This window comes from Paractinoplanes ferrugineus, from assembly GCF_016862195.1.
Classification (GTDB): domain Bacteria; phylum Actinomycetota; class Actinomycetes; order Mycobacteriales; family Micromonosporaceae; genus Actinoplanes; species Actinoplanes ferrugineus.
Window position 1 is genome coordinate 171,800 of record NZ_BOMM01000050.1, and the last position, 16,148, is coordinate 187,947.

A 16,148-nucleotide genomic window follows, 5' to 3' on the forward strand; every position below is an offset into this window, starting at 1 on the left:
GCGGCATTATCCGAGGCCGCACCTTAAGGGCGCCGGAAGCTCAGATATCGAAAAGATAACGGTGACCGATGACAGTTCGGGACCTTTGATCTATCGCGGCATCGATCATTCGTGACGGCCGGGTCACCGCTCGTCAAAATCGGTCTCATCTCGGTAAACGTTGCCGTAAGCCCAGCGTAAGGCCGTCGAGATGGGGGCCGGAAAGCATTAAGCGTTGCTTAAGCACATTGACTTCTTTCTTTTCGAGAGCCAAGACTGGCACCGCTCGGAAGGCGAGCGAATCATTCACTTCGCGACGGCGGACGATCGGGTGACAGCCGATAATCAGCGCCGCGAGTCATTGTCGCTAGGAGCACTGTTGAAGCACAGGTTTGCGGTGGTGACCGGCGTGGCCGCCGCCACCATCGCGGGGTCCATCGCCCTGACCATGCCGCTGGGGAACGCGGCGACCTCCTCGGCCCCCGCGGCACCCGAGAGCGCTTCCGCCGCCGACCCGGTCCCGACCGCCGTCGCCGAGTCGCGGGCGGCCACCTCGGCGTCGGCGCTGGTGGCCAAGGACCCGAAGCGGTTCTTCGCCGGCAGCCACGAGAAGCTGGTCAAGCGCCAGGTGGTCAGCCAGCACGGACTGCAGTACGTGGCCTACACGCGTACCTATCAGGGTCTGCCGGTCGAGGGCGGCGACGCGGTCGTCGTCACCGACGCCAAGGGCGCCGTGCTCGACAACTACGTCGCCCAGCAGCAGGCGCTGTCGGTCGGCACCACCGCGAAGATCCCGGCCACGACGGCGGTCCGGACGGCACGCAAGCAGCTCGCCAAGGTCACCTCCGCGGACCCCGGCACCCTCAAGGTCGTCGCCCAGGAGGCCGGCGTCCTGGCGTACGAGGTGGTGGTCTCCGGCAGCAAGCGGGTCGAGAGCAGGCTGGTCCCGAGCGTGCTGCACGTCTTCGTGGACGCGACCACCGGCAAGGTAATGAACGAGCTGACCCGCGACGACGTCGTGGACGCCACCGGGCACGGCGCCTACTACGGCGACGTCACGATCAACACGCAGAATTCGGGCGGGCAGTTCGTCATGCGCGACACCACCCGCCCCGGCCTGGCCTGCGGCCCGCAGAGCGGCCAGCCGTTCAGCAGCACCACCGACGCCTGGGGCACCGGCAGCGCTACCGACCTGGTCACCGGCTGCGTCGACGCGATGTACACGGTCTCGAAGGAATGGGACATGCTGCGCGAGTGGCTCGGCCGCAACGGCATAGACGGCAATGGCAAGGCTTTCCCGGTACGGATGGGCCTGCAGGACGTCAACGCCTTCTGGAACGGCTCGCGGGTCGAGATCGGCCACTCCTCCGACAACAGGCGGCTGCTCACCACGATGGACGTGCTCGGACACGAGTTCGGTCACGCGATCAACCAGTTCACCCCGGGCGGGTCGAGTGCCGGCAACGAGGCCGGCGGCATGAACGAGTCCACCGGTGACATCTTCGGTGCCCTGACCGAGTTCTTCGCCGACGACCCGAAGGACAAGCCCGACTACACCGTGGGCGAGCTGGCGAACCTGACCGGCAACGGGCCGATCCGCAACATGGCCGACCCGTCGAAGGTCGGCGACCCGAACTGTTTCTCCAGCGCCATCCCGAACACCGAGGTGCACGCCGCGGCGGGCCCGCAGAACCACTGGTTCTACCTGCTGGCCGAGGGCTCGCGGCCGACCGACGGGCAGCCGACCAGCCCGACCTGCAACAACAGTACGGTCACCGGCATCGGCATCGAGAAGGCCGGCCAGATCTACATGGCCACGCTGAACCGCAAGACCAGCGGCTGGACGCACGCCAAGGCGCGGGCCGCCTCGGTGGCCGCGGCGGCGCAGCTGTTCGGCAACGGCACCGAGTGCGCGACCGTCAAGGCGGCGTGGACCGCGGTGAGCGTCCCGGCCGGCGGCAGCGAGCCGGCCTGCACCGGCACCGGCCCGACCACGGCACCGACCACTCGCCCGACGACCGCCCCCACCACAGCGCCGACCACCCGGCCGACGACCACCCCCACCACCGCCGCCCCCACCACCGCCGCGCCGACCACCGCACCGACCGGTTCGCCGACGGGTGACTGCCAGGCCGGCTTCACCCAGCACGACAGCGGCGCGGTCGCCGCCGGTGCGACCGCGGTCACCAGCACGTTCACCGCCACGGCCGGCCGGCACACCGCCTGCCTGGCCGGCCCGTCCGGGGCCGACTTCGACCTCTACCTGGACAAGTTCGTCAACGGGCGGTGGACGAACGTGGCCAAGGCCACCGGCGAGACGGCGCGGGAGAACCTCGCGTACACCGGCACCGCCGGCTCGTACCGCTACCGCATCGTGTCCTTCGCCGGCGCCGGCAACGCCGTCCTCGGCTGGAACACGCCCACCGGAGGCTGAGCACCGGGGCAGAAGGGCCCGGGGCGGCGTGCACGCCGCCCCGGGCCTCGCCTTTTCCCGATCAGCCACCCGACCGATCACCCGGGTATCGCTGATCAGCCGGCCGGCGCCGTAGATCCTCCGACCCGCGCCGGTCGCGGTCGAAAGGCGCGGCGTGACCGGGGCCATCAGCCCCGTCGACCTACTGCCGAGTAACGTCGAGCCGCCACCATCGACAGGAGCATCAGGTGAAAGAGATCCGCCTCGCCGCCCGACCCACCGGCTGGCCCACCCTCGAGCACTTCGACGTCGCCGAGTGCGAGGTCCCCGAGCCCGGCAACGACCAGGTGCTGGTCCGTAACCTGTTCATGTCCGTCGACCCCTACATGCGCGGGCGGATGAACGACACCAAGTCCTACATCCCACCCTTCCAGGTCGGCGCGCCGCTGGACGGCGGCGCGATCGGCGAGGTGGTCGCCTCACCCGCCGGCGGCATCCCGGTCGGTGCGGTGGTGGTGCACGGGTACGGCTGGCGGGAGTACGCGGCCGTCGATGCCCGGCAGGTCACCGTGGTGGACCCGGACGCTGCCCCGACGCTCTCGGCATACCTCGGGGTGCTCGGGATGACCGGGCTCACCGCGTACGTCGGCCTGTTGGACATCGCCCAGTTCCGCGCGGGAGACACCGTCTTCGTGTCCGGCGCCGCCGGCGCCGTAGGCAGCATCGTCGGGCAGATCGCCCGGCTCCGCGGCGCGAAACGGGTCATCGGCAGCGCCGGCTCCCCCGAGAAGGCCCGCCACCTGACCGAGGAACTCGGCTTCGACGCGGCGTTCAACTATCGCGACGCCCCGGTCCGCGACCAGCTGCGCGCCGCCGCCCCCGACGGCATCGACGTCTATTTCGACAACGTCGGCGGCGATCACCTGGAAGCCGCGATCGGCGAACTCCGGAAGTACGGCCGGGTCGCCCTCTGCGGCGCCATCGCGCAGTACAACGACACCGCGCCGCCCACCGGCCCGCGCAACCTCGCCCAGGCCATCGGCAAGGAACTCAACCTGCGCGGCTTCATCGTCTCCAACCACAACGACCGGATGGGCGATTTCGTCGCCGAGGTCGGCGGCTGGCTGCGCGACGGCCGGCTCTCCGCCCGCGAAACCGTGGTGGACGGGCTCGCGAACGCCCCGGAGGCGTTCCTCGGGCTGCTTCGCGGCGAGAACACCGGCAAGATGCTCGTCCGCCTCGGTGAGCGAGCGGGGTGACCGCCGCGGGCTCGACCACGTCGATGCGGATCGCCCTACCCGCGCACTTCCGAGCCGGCGTACCGGAAGCTCGTCAGCTACCCGGCTGACGGATCGCAGCGCCCGGATCGGTGCTCTGCTCCAGGGCCGTCCACCACTCCTCCAACTCATCGACCCGGCTCTGAAGTGCGGCGTTCGCCGCCCGGACCCTCGCCAGTTCCTCGGTCAGCGCACCGATCGGCCCGGCGACGGTCAGGGCGTCGAGCCAACCCGCGACCAGCCGATCCTCAGCGGCGATCCGGCGGAGCGCGGAGGCGACCACCTCCGGTGACAACTCAGCCACGAACTCTCTCGGGAGCGTGAGCAGGCGGGCGACCTCGCCGAGGCTCCGCGCGGCGCTCATCTGGCGCCGAAGGCGCTCGCCGGACGGCACCGCCGGTTCGGCCGGTGCCGCAGCCGCCGCGATCGGCTTGGCGGGCGAAGGAGCGGGCTTCGACACAGGCGCGGGCGCAGGTGCCGGCTCCGGTTCGACCTCGGCCGCTGACGGGAGTTCGGGAAGGTCGTCCCCCACCCAGGCGTACGCCAGAGTGTCGCCCTTCTGCCGTCGGACGACATTCGGCCACTTGGGCAGAACCGCCAGCGCGCGGGGCCCGTACCGGGCCCAGGTCTCGTTCCGGAGACCGAGCTCGGCCAGACGCTCCCGGATCTCTCGCACCTTCAGCGGGACCGACGAATCGGCCAGCAGATGGAGAACCACCGCGAGGGGCTCCTGGGCGAAGACGGCGTGGAACAGCCGCGGGTCGGACAGGGCCAGGAAACGCAGCGAACCCCTCATCGCGACGTGAACGCCGGCGCCGCGAGGGACAAGCTCTTCCTCGTCGGTGTCATCCCACTTGACCCGATAGTTTGTCCCGTCTTCCGCGACGACCGATCCGGCTCGGGTACGGCGTACGCCGAACGAATCGGACACCTGGACAAGACCTTGATCTGCGCTCACGAATGCGACTGTAATCGCTCTCGCCGCGGCCGGGGCGCCGTTGTCGGCGTCGTCGCCGGCCTACGGGCTCGGCACCGGGAGCTTGCAGGTCGCGTCCTTCACCGGCAAACGTCCGGAACCCAGGTAGGCGCCGATCCGGTCGACGACACAAGCGCCAGGTTTCCCGTAAAGGATGGCGTGCCCTTGGCCGTTGAGGACGGTGAGCAGGCGCGAAGCCGGCAGGGCGCGGTGCATCCGCTGGGCGCCTTCCCACGGGGTGTTCGGATCCCACTCGTTCTGCACGATGAGCGCACCGACTGGACTGTGCACCGTGACGGCGGGCTCGGCGGACCGGTGGGTCCAGAAAGCACAGGCATTGACATTGGTGACGAGGTCGCCGGTCAGAGGCTCCTTCTTCCGCGCCGATTGCGCCTCGCGGCGGTACTGCTCGACGTCGGGCGACAAACGACCGACCTCGCCACATGTCACGGCCATATTCAGCGATCGGAAAGCGTCATCCCCCTCCGTCGGCGGGTCGCTGGGGAAGTCGGGGCCGGCGCCTGTCGCGGGTTCCGAGGTGCGCATGTTCTCGCGCAGATTGACCACGTACTCGGCGCCCTTCTTCAGGTCGTACATCGCGCTGCGCAGCTGCCATCGGACTTCGCCGGGGTCGAGTCCCTCCAGCGGCCGCTGTTCCAAGCTCCGGATCATGCCGAAGAGCCGCCGAGTGACCTCGGCCGGTGTGCTTGCGAGGTGGTAGCGATCGTCGTGGGCGGCGGCCCAGGTGGCCCACCGCCGCATGGCGGCCGGGACAGCTTTGGACAGCAGGTGGTAGCTGCCGTCCCAGTCCGGCGGGAGGGAGCTGTCCAGCACGATCCGGTCGGTCCGCTCGGGGAAGAGCGTGGCGTAGACGCCCCCGAGGTACGTCCCATAGGACACGCCGACGTAGGAGAGTTTCTTCTCGCCCAGCACGGCGCGGATCAGGTCCATGTCGCGGGCGGTGTTGACGGTTGTGAAGTGCGCCATGCGCGGGCCGATGTTGCGGGCGCAGGTGTCCGCGACATCGCGGCTGCGCGCCGCGATGTCCTCGAAGGTCGCCGGGTCGTACGGGTAGGCGAGGGTGTCGATGAAGGACGACTGATAGCCGCTGAGACGGCACCGCAGCGGAGAACTTCCCCCGGTACCGCGCGGGTCCATCCCGATCAGGTCGTACTGCTCATGCACCTCGGCCGGCAGGACGTCCCGCAGCAACCCCGGCAAGTCGAGGCCGGGTCCGCCCGGGCCGCCGGGGTTGCTCAGCAACACTCCCCGCCGCCGGTCGGGCCGGCTTGCCGCGATCCGCGACAGTGCCACGGAGACCACGGGCCCAGCCGGGGCACGATAGTCCAGTGGAGCGGTGATCCGGGCGCACTGCAGGCCGGCAATCCCGGCAAGGTCGCCGTCCGTGCATGCGCCCCACGTCACCGGTTGGTTCCGGTACGCCGCCAGCGAGTCCTCGCTCGCCGACGCCGACGGCGAACTCGCCCGGTCCGCGCCGTAACCGACAGACGCGGTCGCTGCCACGCCGGCCACGGCCATCGTTACGACACCGGCCACCAGGAGCCGGCGGCGGGAGCTCCGCCTCGGCGAAGGTCCAGACGGAAGTTGCCTTGTCTCATCCATGACACGCATGGTGGCCGCCCGTCCGGGACCCACACATCAGCCACGAGTCGGGCGCCGACGTCGAGGTCGTGCAGCCCGATCCGGCCTACCTCCACCTGAGCGGCTGGGGTCTGCACGCCCTGGACGGCAAGCTCGCGCCAGAGGCGTACGAAGTCGGCCGTCTATGGGGAGCCGAGCAGGCCACGCGGATCGCCGAACACTGGAACCGGTGAACAACCAGGAACGGCGCCTCCACGTCCGATTCGGGCTGGGACCGGAGTCCCGGCCCGAGACTCCGGGATGCGGTTCAGCGAGATGGGCACCGCTCTTCGGCCACGTGGAGTGGCACACGTACGTCAATTCATGAGTACGACCCAGGCGTCGAGTTGTTCACCGGGACACTCCGGTTCGACCCTGTCGAGGACTCGCCGTCACTCACCACGGAGAGCGCCGATCTGCGGCGGCGGGGGGGCAAGCAGCATCCTCTGCGCACTGGCGGCCAGCCCGTACCGGCTGAATCGGCACAGTTTCCCCGATGGTCGGTGAATGAAAGCCGGCGCGCCACCTCGATCATCTCGGCGAGACGGCATCCTGGCTGTCGACGGATCCGACCCGGCGGGTGGGGGCCGACGATTGTTTCGATTGAGTCCGGGATCGATCCGTAGGTGTGTTGTCGAAGCTGTTCAGCACGGCTCCGGACGGAACAGGTTGGGCATTGATGTCGGCGAGGCTGCGAATGGTGAGGTCGGCGAAGGTGGCGGCGCCGCCGTCGGCGTAGAGCGCGATGCCGTTGTCGCCCGAGGTTCCGAAGACCTCGCTGGAGTGCACGTACTTGCCGTCGTCGATGAATAATTCGATGCTGGTGCGGTCCACCAGGATGCGGAGCCGGACCTTCTTCTGTGCGGAGTCGAACGGGCTCCGGCTTTCGAGGTAGCGGTTGGTGGGGTCCGGCTGGTTCGTGTTGCCGCGGTTGAGATAGGCGTAGTCGCCGTAAACGCCGGCGTCGGCGTGCCGGGTCCCGTCGGGAGATTTGCGTAGCTGGATGCCGACGTTGTTGAGCCGGCTCCAGCTGACGTCGGTGGTGAGCTCGTATGCCTCGCCGGTGTAGCTGAGCGGGACTGTCCCGTCGACCTGCACGGAGCCCAAGATGGTGGTGCCGGCGACGATGTCGCTCAGGCCGGTCACGGGCTGCGAGACCAGGCTGTAGCCGCCGGTGCTCTGCCGCTTGAGTTTGATCTCACGCACGATGGAGTTGGTGCCGTTGAAGCCGTCGTTGGTCCAGGTGGGGGTGTTCGCCGGGTAGTCCCAGTTGTTCATCCAGCCGATGCCGTAGCGGCTGCCCACCGGGTTGGTGGGGTTCTCCCAGGTCACTGCGCCGTACCAGTCCCAGCCGTAGTCGAGCCACTGTTGCGGGGCGTCCTGCTGGAAGCCGGTCCCGGTGAAACTGCCGGTCCAGTAGGCGTACGTGTTCGGCTGGCCGCTGGATTTGCCGTTGGCCGACGCGGCGATGACCCATTTCACGGTTCCGTCGTCGGCGGTCATCTTGAACAGGTCGGGGCATTCGAGCGCGCCGATGCCGGACATGCCCCATCGACCGGCCCGCTGCCAGTTCTTGAGGTTGGTGGATGTGTAGAAACTGAGCTGGTCGTTTTCGGCGAGTACGGTGACCCAGCGGTTCCGGTCGGCGTCCCAGATGATCTTCGGGTCGCGGAAGTCGACCCGCCCGGGGTTCGCGATCACCGGTGCGGTGCTGTAACTGCGGAAGGTGGCGCCACCATCGGTGGAGTACCAGAGGAACTGGGCCTGCGCGCCGTTGTTCGCGGCGTCCCCCTGGGTGGCCAGGGCTACCACGGCGCCGGCGCCGAATCCGGCGGTGTTGCTCGTGTCGACGACTGGCGAGCCGGACCAGATGCTTCCGTTGGGGGTCGTGTCCTTGGGGACGGCGATTCCGCGTTCGGTGAAGCGGACCAGGTCGGTGCTGGTGGCGCGCCGCCACGCGGTGCGGCTGGTGGCCGGGTAGTCGTCGTTGTAGAGGTAGTAGTAGTGGAACTGCCCACCGAGGTAGATCGGTCGTTGGGGGTCGTTCATCCACCGGTCCGGCACGATGTGGTGGTAGAGCGGGCGGTAGGTCGTCGCCGCCACGGGCGTCGCGGCGACGCGCTGGGGTGGCAGGCCGGCCGCGAGCAGTAGTGCCACGGCGCCCAGGACGGAGGCGCCGGTGCGGGTGATGGCAGGAAGCGGCGTTTGCACAGGGGATGCCCTCCTGTTCTCGTGGGCTCCTGGCGTTGTCTGAGGCCGTGAGCCCGCATTTGCCAGACGGTGACCTTCGCCTGGGTTTCCTCTCGGGATGGAGCCGTTCGGTGAACACGGATCCGCCGGGCAGGAAGACTTCCGTCCAACAGCAGCCGCACGTCGCTGGTACCGCCGTCGGTGATGGGTGCGGTGGACGTACGGCCGGCCCGTTCGGCGTGCAGTACCGCGCGGTGTCGCTCGGCGTGCCCGGCGGCGGGGTCGATGGTGAGGGTGAGGTCGTTGTCGTCGAGGCGCAGGGAACGTGGCCGGTTGCCGGGCGGCGCCACGCGGGCGCATCTCGAGGCAGGGTCAGCAGACCGGCCCAGCCGGCTGCCAGTACGTCGGTCTGGGATCGGTCCTCCCAGGACCATCTCCACAGCAGGATGCGTTCCGGCGTGACCGGTTCCTTTGATCTCTTAAATTCTCTCCTCAGCCGACCAGCCGGTCAGGGAAGCGGAGCCGCGAGATTCAGGCGATCAGAACGCCGGCGGCCCGACCGACCCGCGCCGGACGACCGGGCACGGCAGCAGAACGCGTTCGACCGGTGTCTGCGGATCGAGGATCCGGGCGATGAGCGCGTCGACCGCCCACGCGCCCATCTCGTAGTGCGGCAGCGCGACCGTGGTCAGCCCCGGGAGTAGTCCCTCGCTGATCTCCTGCTGGTCGTCGAAGCCGATGATGGAAACGTCGGCGGGGATTCGCAGCCCGAGTGCCGCGGCGGCCTGGTAGGCGCCCATGGCGACTCGGTCGTTGAAGCAGAACAACGCGGTCGGGCGCCGCTCGGCGCCCAGAAGTCGCAGCGTGGCGCCGTATCCTTCGCGGGCTACCGGTGGCACCGGCACCACCAGTTCAGGGGCGAACGGCACGCCGGCCTCCGCCAGCCCGCGGCGGTATCCGTTCAGCCGGCCCCACGTGGCGGGGATGTCGCCACTGTGATTGATGAAACCGATGCGGCGATGCCCGTGATTGAGCAGTTCCTTGGTCGCCAGGTAGGCGCCGTCCTGCTCGTCCGGCACCACGGACGGCACGTCGGTGGTCTCGTCCTCGGCGTCCAGCAGGACCGTCGGCATCGTTCGCAACTGGTCCGGCACCCGGACGACCCGGTGGTACATGGTCGTGTAGAGCAGACCGTCGACCCGCCCGCGGATGAGGGCGGCGATCTCCTTACGCTCCAGCTCCGGATCCAGCCCGCTGTTGAGCAGCATCAGCAGCCAGCCGTGTTTGCTCGCGGCTTCCTGCGCACCCAGCACCATCCGCCCGGCGAACGGGGTCGTCGTCACCTCGTCACCCAGCAGCCCCAGCGCCTTGGTGCGCTGCGACCGCAGCTGCCGGGCGACCTCGTTGGGTACGTAGCCGAGGCGGCGTGCGGCCTGATGGATCCGCTCCCGGGTCTCCGCGCTGACCCGCGCGCTCGGTACGTTGTTGAGCACCAGGGAAACGGTCGTGACGGAAACACCGGCAGCCTCGGCCACCGTGCGGATTTTTACCCTCGGCTGTGTCATCTGCCCCCGCCGAACCCTTTTACCAGTGGGATGGACCTCACTTTGCGTTTGGTAAAACGGTTTGTCAACGGAGGTAAAACGCCGTTACACAACCGAAACATTTGTCCCGCCCGCCGGTCGTACTCGGGCGACGTCCCGCGCGTGCGGTGGGTTCGCGCCGGGAACCGAGCAGGTCAGGGCGGCGACCTGGGCGGCGTAGGTGCAGGCGTCGCTGACGTCCTCGAAGGTCAGCCCGTCGAGTCGGCCGCCGAGGTGCCCGAGGGCGTTGAGGCGGTGCAGCAGCCCGGCGGTGAAGGAGTCGCCGGCGCCGACGGTGTCGACGACGTCGGTGGCCGGGGCGGGGACCGTGACGCGGCGGCCGTCGAGGGAGGCGAGGGCACCGCGTTCGCCCAGGGTGATGACGATCAGGCGGGCACCGGCGGCGTGCCAGGTGTCGCAGGCCTTCTCGGCACTGGTGTCGGGGGCGAGCAGCGTGAGGTCGTCCTCGCTGAGGCGCAGGATGTCGGCGAGGGCGCACCAGTGTGGGAGTCGTTCGCGATAGGCGGAGGGTGCCACGAACCGGGGACGGACATTGGGGTCGATGGACACAGTGACGTGCTCACGGACCCGGGCGAGGTGGTCCTCGATCCGGCCGCCGCCGGGCCGGCGGATCAGGGCCAGGGATCCGGTGTGCAGGCAAGTGGTGTCGTCCAGGCGGGTGCCGGCGAGTTCGGGGGCGGTCCATTGCCAGTCGGCGGCGCTGTCACCGTAGAAGGTGTAGGTGGCCTGGCCGGTCTCGTCGAGGTCGGCGACGGCGAGGCTGCTGGGATCGGCGGCGGTCACGCTGCCGGTCAGGTCGACGCCGGAGTCGCTGAGGTGGGCACGGAAGAGGCCGCCGAAGGCGTCGTGGGAGAACCGGCCGAGGAAGCGGGTCGCGGTGCCGAGCCGGGCGAGCGCAACGGCGGTGTTGGCGGGACCACCACCAGGCAGAACGCGCAGCGCGAGGGTGCCGGGACCGGATCGGCGCGGGTCGACGAAGGCGTCGGCGACGCATTCGCCGAGGACGGCGACGGTGCTGCCGGGCTGGGATCGGGTCATGGTGGCAATCTGCCTCTCTCGAAAGGGCGCGGGTTGGGCCTGCGTGGGCTCGGCCGGTGCGGATGGTGCAGCGTCCTGGCCGGCGAAGAGCGTCGGACCGGTGGCCGGAAGCCGTCCCGACGTAGCTATTGACATGCCGCTCGGGACAGACGTAACTTCCCTGCAACACTCCACTAACGCGCGTTATTAAAGCGCGAAACCTGAGGTGTTGTCACGGCTTCGCCCGACCGAAGGGAACCGAGAGTGCCCACGAACGAGACCCGTCGCGTGACCATGAGCGACGTGGCCCGCCGCGCGGGTGTCTCGCGGACCACGATCTCCTTCGTCCTCAACGACCGGCCCGGCATCCCCGAGGAGACTCGCCGGCGGGTCCTGGGCGCGATCGACGAGCTCGGCTACCGGCCCAACGCCGGGGCTCGGGCGCTGGCCGCGAAACGCAGCGGGTGGTTCGGCCTGATCACCGAGATCGTGACCGGCCCGTTCGCGGCGGAGGTGATCACGGGGGCGCAAAGCCGAGCCTGGAGTGACGGGCGGTTTCTGCTGATCGCCGCGAGCAATGGCGATCCGGCTCAGGAAGCCGCCGCCCTGAAGCAGATGCTGGAGCACCGGGTGGAAGGGCTCCTGTACGCCACGACCTGGCACCGGGCGGTCACGCTGCCCGCCGCCGCGCGTGAGGTGCCGACCGTCCTCGTCAACTGCTATGACGCGCAGGGAGAGCTGCCGTGCGTCCTGCCCGACGAGGCCTCCGGCGGATTCCGGGCGACGCGCCGGCTCTTGGACGCCGGTCACACCCGGGTCGGCTTCATCAACCTTGACCCGACCATCCCGGCCGCCGTCGGCAGGCGTGCGGGCTACGAGCGCGCCCTGAGCGAGGCCGGGATCACCCCGGACCCCTCTCTCGTCGTCTCGGGCTGGGCGACCGCCGACGGCGCTTACACAGCCGCCGGCGAACTGCTGGACCGCCCGGCCGCCGCCCGGCCCACCGCGTTGTTCTGCGCCAACGACCGGATGGCGATGGGCGCCTATGACGCGATCAAGGAACGCGGGCTGCGCATCCCGCACGACGTGGCGGTGGTGGGCTTCGACAACCAGGAGCTCATCGCCGCCTACCTGCGGCCGAAGCTGACGACGCTCGCCCTGCCCTTCGAAACCATGGGCACCAAGGGCATCGACATGCTCGCCGCTCTGGCAGCGGGTCAGCCGCTCGACACCCACCGGGTGACGATCGACTGCCCGCTGCTCGAACGCTCGTCGGTCTGACTGCGAATCAGCCCGCCGAGGATTCCCGTTCCGCCTTCGTCTGCCTTTTGAAGAGAGGAAAGAGAGTTCCCATTATGGCACCCTCCCGCATACCTTCACGACGGCCGCGACCCGTTCTGACGGTGCTCGCCGCGACCGCTGCAGCAGCAGCCCTGCTCCTGTCCGCCTGTACCGGTGGCTCGGGGGCTTCCGGCGCCGGAGACACCTCCGGCGACCAGCTGCTCACCATCCCCCGCGAGGACCTGGCGACGTTCACGCGCAACTTCAACCCGTTGTCCCCGCAGGCCGCCCCCATGACGAAGGAGGCCGTCTACGAGCCGCTGGTGGTGCACAGCATGGCCGACGCCAAGGACACGCCGTGGCTGGCGACCAAGTGGGAACAGGCCAAGGACGGCAAATCGCTCACCTTCACGCTGCGCGACGGCGTCAAGTGGTCGGACGGTCAGGCCTTCACCGCCGACGACGTCGTCTACACCTTCGAGCTCCGCAAGAAGGTGCTCGGCGGCCTTGACTACCTCGGGACAGTCACCGCCGGGGACCCCCACACCGTGACGTTCTCGTTGACCAAGCCCTTCTCACCCGGCTTCTTCGAGATCAGCAACCAACCGATCATGCCGAAACACGTCTGGTCCACCATCGACGACCCGGCGAAGTTCACCAACGCGGACCCGGTCGGCACCGGCCCGTACACCAAGGTGGAGAAGTTCCAGACACAGGCGTACGAGCTGCGCAAGAACCCCAACTACTGGCAGCCCGAAAAGCAGAAGATCGCCGGTATCCGGCTGCTCGCCTTCTCCGGCAACGACAGCGCCAACCTCGCCTTCACCAACGGTGAAGTGGACTGGACGCAGTCGTTCATCCCCGACATCGAGAAGACCTTCGTCGCCAAGGACAAGAAGCACAACCACTACTGGTTCCCGCCCGCCGGCGCCATGATCAACTGGCAGCTGAACACCACGAAGGCGCCCTTCGACGACCCGGCCGTGCGCAAGGCGCTCAGCCTGGCCGTCGACCGCGACCAGATCGCCAAGGTCGCGATGAACGGCTACGCCCAGCCCGCGGACTGCACCGGCCTGGCTCACACGTACGACAAGTGGCGCGATCCGCAGCTCGCGGCGGCCTGCACCTGGACGAAGCTCGACCCGGCCGCGGCGGCCGCGGCCCTCGACGCGGCCGGCTACCGGGACAGTGGCGGCAAGCGGAAGCTGAAGGACGGCAAGGACTTCCGGCTAGACATCTCCGTCGGCTCCGCCTCCTCCGACTGGATCTCGGCCGCCAACATCATCAAGCAGGATCTCGCCAAGGTCGGCATCACCGCCACCGTCAAGACGCCCGACTGGGCGGCCGTGGTGAGCTCCTACGAGCAGGGCACCTTCGACACCGGCATCGTGTGGAGCAACAACGGCGCCACCCCGTACGAGTACTTCCGCGGCGTGATGTCGAAGGCGCTGCTCAAGCCCGTCGGCGAGAAGGCCGGCGAGAACTACCACCGCTTCGGCGACCCGAAGGCCGACGAACTCATCGACGCCTTCGCCGCCGCCACCGACGAGCAGAAGCAGCGCGAGCAGATCAACGGTCTGCAGAAGCTGTACGACGCCGACGCCCCCGTGGTGCCCCTGTTCACCGGGCCTGAGTTCGGCGCGTACACCGACGCCCGATTCACCGGCTGGCCGTCACAGGACAACCCGTACGCCACTCTCGGCAACCGCAACACCAGCACCGTCCTGGTGCTCACGTCGCTGACGCCCGTCAAGGGCTGAGGCAGGTTCGCGCGGCCGGCGGCCGGCCACCTTCCCGGCCGGCCGCCCCTGCGTACCGCATTCCATTCACCCTCGTCGACAGGGAGCACGAGCCGTGCGTCTCATCCTGCGCAATCTAGGGTTCTACCTGGTTGCCTTCTGGGCCTCCATCACCCTGAATTTCTTGCTTCCGCGCTTCATGCCGGGCGACCCGGTCTCCCGGATGTTCGCGCAGTCGCAGGGCGCGATGCAGCCCGAACAGATCGCTCAGATGAGCAAATTGTTCGGCCTCGACGACCGTCCCCTGTGGGAGCAGTACGTCACCTACGTCAAGAGCGTCTTCACCGGCGACCTCGGCATCTCCATCTCCCGCTTCCCGACCCCGGTCACCGAGGTGATCGGGGCCCAGATCGGCTGGACGCTGCTGCTCGGCACCACCGCCCTGATCATCGCGGCTCTCCTCGGCAATCTCCTGGGCATCGTCGCCGCCTCGCGGCGTGGGGGGCTGCTCGACTCCGCCTTCCCACCGTTGCTCATCTTCGTCGGCTCGTTTCCGTACTTCTGGCTGGCGATGGGTGCGCTGTACCTGTTCGGTGTGAGCTTGGGCTGGTTCCCGTTGCGGCACGCGTACGACGCGGGGCTGACTCCCGGCCTCAACGCCGAGTTCCTGGCCAACGCCGGCACCCATCTGGTGCTCCCCGCGCTCACCATCGTCGCCGTCACCGTCGGCAGCTGGATGCTCGGTATGCGCAACAGCATGATCGCCACAGCGGCCGAGGACTACATCACCATGGCCGAGGCGAAGGGCCTCAGCCCTTCGCGGATCATGTTCCGCTACGCGGCGCGTAACGCGCTGCTGCCATCGGTCACCAACATCGGCATGGGCCTGGGCTTTGTGGTCGGCGGCGCTCTGCTGACCGAGGTCGTGTTCGCCTACCCCGGCATCGGCTTCCAACTGCTCGCCGCCGTGCAGCGCCTCGACTACCCGCTGATGCAGGGCATCTTCCTCACCATCACGGCGGCCGTGCTCCTGGCGAACTTCCTGATCGACATCGTCTACGTCCGTCTCGACCCGCGCGTTCGCGTCCGCTAAGGAGCGTCTAGAGATGACCGCAGTAGACACCACGGGCACGACTTCAACCGTGGCCGCTCCGGCCCCGGGCGTACGGGGGCAGACGCGGCGACACGGGCTGGCGCGCCAACTTCTGAGCAGCCGCAAGGCGTTGTCGGGGCTGTGCCTGCTCGCCGTCTTCGCGCTGCTGGCGCTGCTGGCGCCGGTACTCGCCCCCGGCGACCCGTCCCTGATCAATTCCAGCGGTAGCCAGGGTCCCTCGGGTGCGCACTGGCTGGGGTCGACCACCAAAGGCCAGGACGTCCTCGCGCTCACCCTGTGGGGCGCGCGTTCCTCGATGCTCGTCGGGTTCACCGTCGGGATCGTCGCGACCGGCGTCGCCCTGTTCGTGGGTCTCGCGGCCGCCTACTTCGGGCGTCTGATGGACGACGCGCTGACGCTGGTCACCAACATCTTCCTGCTGCTGCCCGGCCTGCCGCTGCTGGTCATCCTCGCGGCGTTCCTGCCCCCGGGGACCGCCACGGTGGTCCTGGTGCTGGTGATCACCGGCTGGGCCGGTTCGGCGCGGGTGCTGCGAGCGCAGGCCAGATCGATCCGCGGCAAGGACTTCGTGGCCGCCGCCGCGGTCACCGGCGAGCGCCCCCTGGGGATCATGTTCCGGGAAATCCTCCCCAACATGGCCTCGGTGGTGATGACCACGCTGCTGGGGTGCGTGGTCTTCGGCATCACCTCGCAGGCGGCGCTGGAATTCCTCGGTCTCGGCGACACGAGCGTCGTCAGCTGGGGCACCAATCTGTACTGGGCCAGCAGCGACGGCGCGTTGATGACCGGCGCCTGGTGGATCTTCGTCCCCTCCGGACTGTGCATCGCGCTCGTCGCCTTCGCGCTGGCGCTGGTCAACTACGCGGTCGACGAAATCACCAATCCGAGGCTCCGCTCCGCGCAGAGGAAGGGCTGAT

12 protein-coding genes are annotated in these 16,148 nt (G+C 68.9%); 7 read left to right on the forward strand and 5 right to left on the reverse strand.

Going from position 1 to position 16,148, the window contains the following annotated elements; translation table 11 throughout:
- The first annotated feature begins 358 nt into the window (after positions 1-358).
- Both Afe05nite_RS27990 and Afe05nite_RS27995 read left to right on the forward strand, forming a co-directional pair.
- Positions 359-2,413: a M4 family metallopeptidase gene (locus Afe05nite_RS27990; RefSeq protein WP_203820212.1), complete on the forward strand. Its 2,055-nt coding sequence runs from the start codon at positions 359-361 to the stop codon at positions 2,411-2,413.
- A 227-nt stretch (positions 2,414-2,640) separates the two neighbouring features.
- On the forward strand, positions 2,641-3,651 hold the full coding sequence (locus Afe05nite_RS27995; protein WP_203820213.1) for an NADP-dependent oxidoreductase: 1,011 nt from the start codon (positions 2,641-2,643) through the stop codon (positions 3,649-3,651).
- Between the two features lie 73 nt (positions 3,652-3,724).
- On the opposite strand, the gene Afe05nite_RS28000 is transcribed toward Afe05nite_RS27995, so the two are convergent.
- Complete coding sequence (locus Afe05nite_RS28000) at positions 3,725-4,627, reverse strand: hypothetical protein (RefSeq protein WP_203820214.1); 903 nt, start codon at positions 4,625-4,627, stop codon at positions 3,725-3,727.
- A gap of 60 nt (positions 4,628-4,687) precedes the next feature.
- Complete coding sequence (locus Afe05nite_RS28005; RefSeq protein WP_203820215.1) at positions 4,688-5,968, reverse strand: alpha/beta hydrolase; 1,281 nt, start codon at positions 5,966-5,968, stop codon at positions 4,688-4,690.
- A 368-nt stretch (positions 5,969-6,336) separates the two neighbouring features.
- Here Afe05nite_RS28005 and Afe05nite_RS28010 point away from each other — a divergent pair, with 368 nt between their 5' ends.
- Complete coding sequence (locus tag Afe05nite_RS28010; RefSeq protein ID WP_203820216.1) at positions 6,337-6,480, forward strand: hypothetical protein; 144 nt, start codon at positions 6,337-6,339, stop codon at positions 6,478-6,480.
- A 337-nt stretch (positions 6,481-6,817) separates the two neighbouring features.
- On the opposite strand, the gene Afe05nite_RS28015 is transcribed toward Afe05nite_RS28010, so the two are convergent.
- From Afe05nite_RS28015 to Afe05nite_RS28025, 3 genes are all read right to left on the reverse strand, one after another.
- Positions 6,818-8,497, reverse strand: a complete 1,680-nt coding sequence (locus Afe05nite_RS28015; RefSeq protein ID WP_203820217.1) for a glycoside hydrolase family 32 protein — start codon at positions 8,495-8,497, stop codon at positions 6,818-6,820.
- Positions 8,498-9,015: 518 nt separating this feature from the next.
- Positions 9,016-10,011, reverse strand: coding sequence for a LacI family DNA-binding transcriptional regulator (locus Afe05nite_RS28020; RefSeq protein WP_239118238.1), 996 nt, complete (start codon positions 10,009-10,011; stop codon positions 9,016-9,018).
- Between the two features lie 114 nt (positions 10,012-10,125).
- A complete protein-coding gene (locus tag Afe05nite_RS28025; protein WP_203820219.1) occupies positions 10,126-11,118 on the reverse strand; it encodes a carbohydrate kinase family protein in 993 nt (330 codons plus the stop codon).
- Positions 11,119-11,361: 243 nt separating this feature from the next.
- Here Afe05nite_RS28025 and Afe05nite_RS28030 point away from each other — a divergent pair, with 243 nt between their 5' ends.
- The 4 genes from Afe05nite_RS28030 to Afe05nite_RS28045 all read left to right on the forward strand — a co-directional run bounded on the left by Afe05nite_RS28030 (position 11,362) and on the right by Afe05nite_RS28045 (position 16,147).
- Complete coding sequence (locus Afe05nite_RS28030) at positions 11,362-12,378, forward strand: LacI family DNA-binding transcriptional regulator (protein WP_203820220.1); 1,017 nt, start codon at positions 11,362-11,364, stop codon at positions 12,376-12,378.
- A 122-nt stretch (positions 12,379-12,500) separates the two neighbouring features.
- Positions 12,501-14,138 (forward strand): ABC transporter substrate-binding protein, encoded by a 1,638-nt coding sequence (locus Afe05nite_RS28035; RefSeq protein WP_203820221.1) that lies wholly within the window; start codon positions 12,501-12,503, stop codon positions 14,136-14,138.
- Between the two features lie 94 nt (positions 14,139-14,232).
- Positions 14,233-15,210 (forward strand): ABC transporter permease, encoded by a 978-nt coding sequence (locus Afe05nite_RS28040; RefSeq protein WP_203820222.1) that lies wholly within the window; start codon positions 14,233-14,235, stop codon positions 15,208-15,210.
- Positions 15,211-15,223: 13 nt separating this feature from the next.
- Entirely contained in the window at positions 15,224-16,147 is a 924-nt protein-coding gene (locus tag Afe05nite_RS28045) for an ABC transporter permease (protein ID WP_203820223.1), read from the forward strand.
- Position 16,148: the final 1 nt, after the last annotated feature.

Bases quoted from the DNA above. Each gene is read 5' to 3' on its own strand.
- Afe05nite_RS28025 (WP_203820219.1), bottom strand. From the start codon at position 11,118: ATGACCCGATCCCAGCCCGGCAGCACCGTCGCCGTCCTCGGCGAATGC.
- Afe05nite_RS28045 (WP_203820223.1), top strand. From the start codon at position 15,224: ATGACCGCAGTAGACACCACGGGCACGACTTCAACCGTGGCCGCTCCG.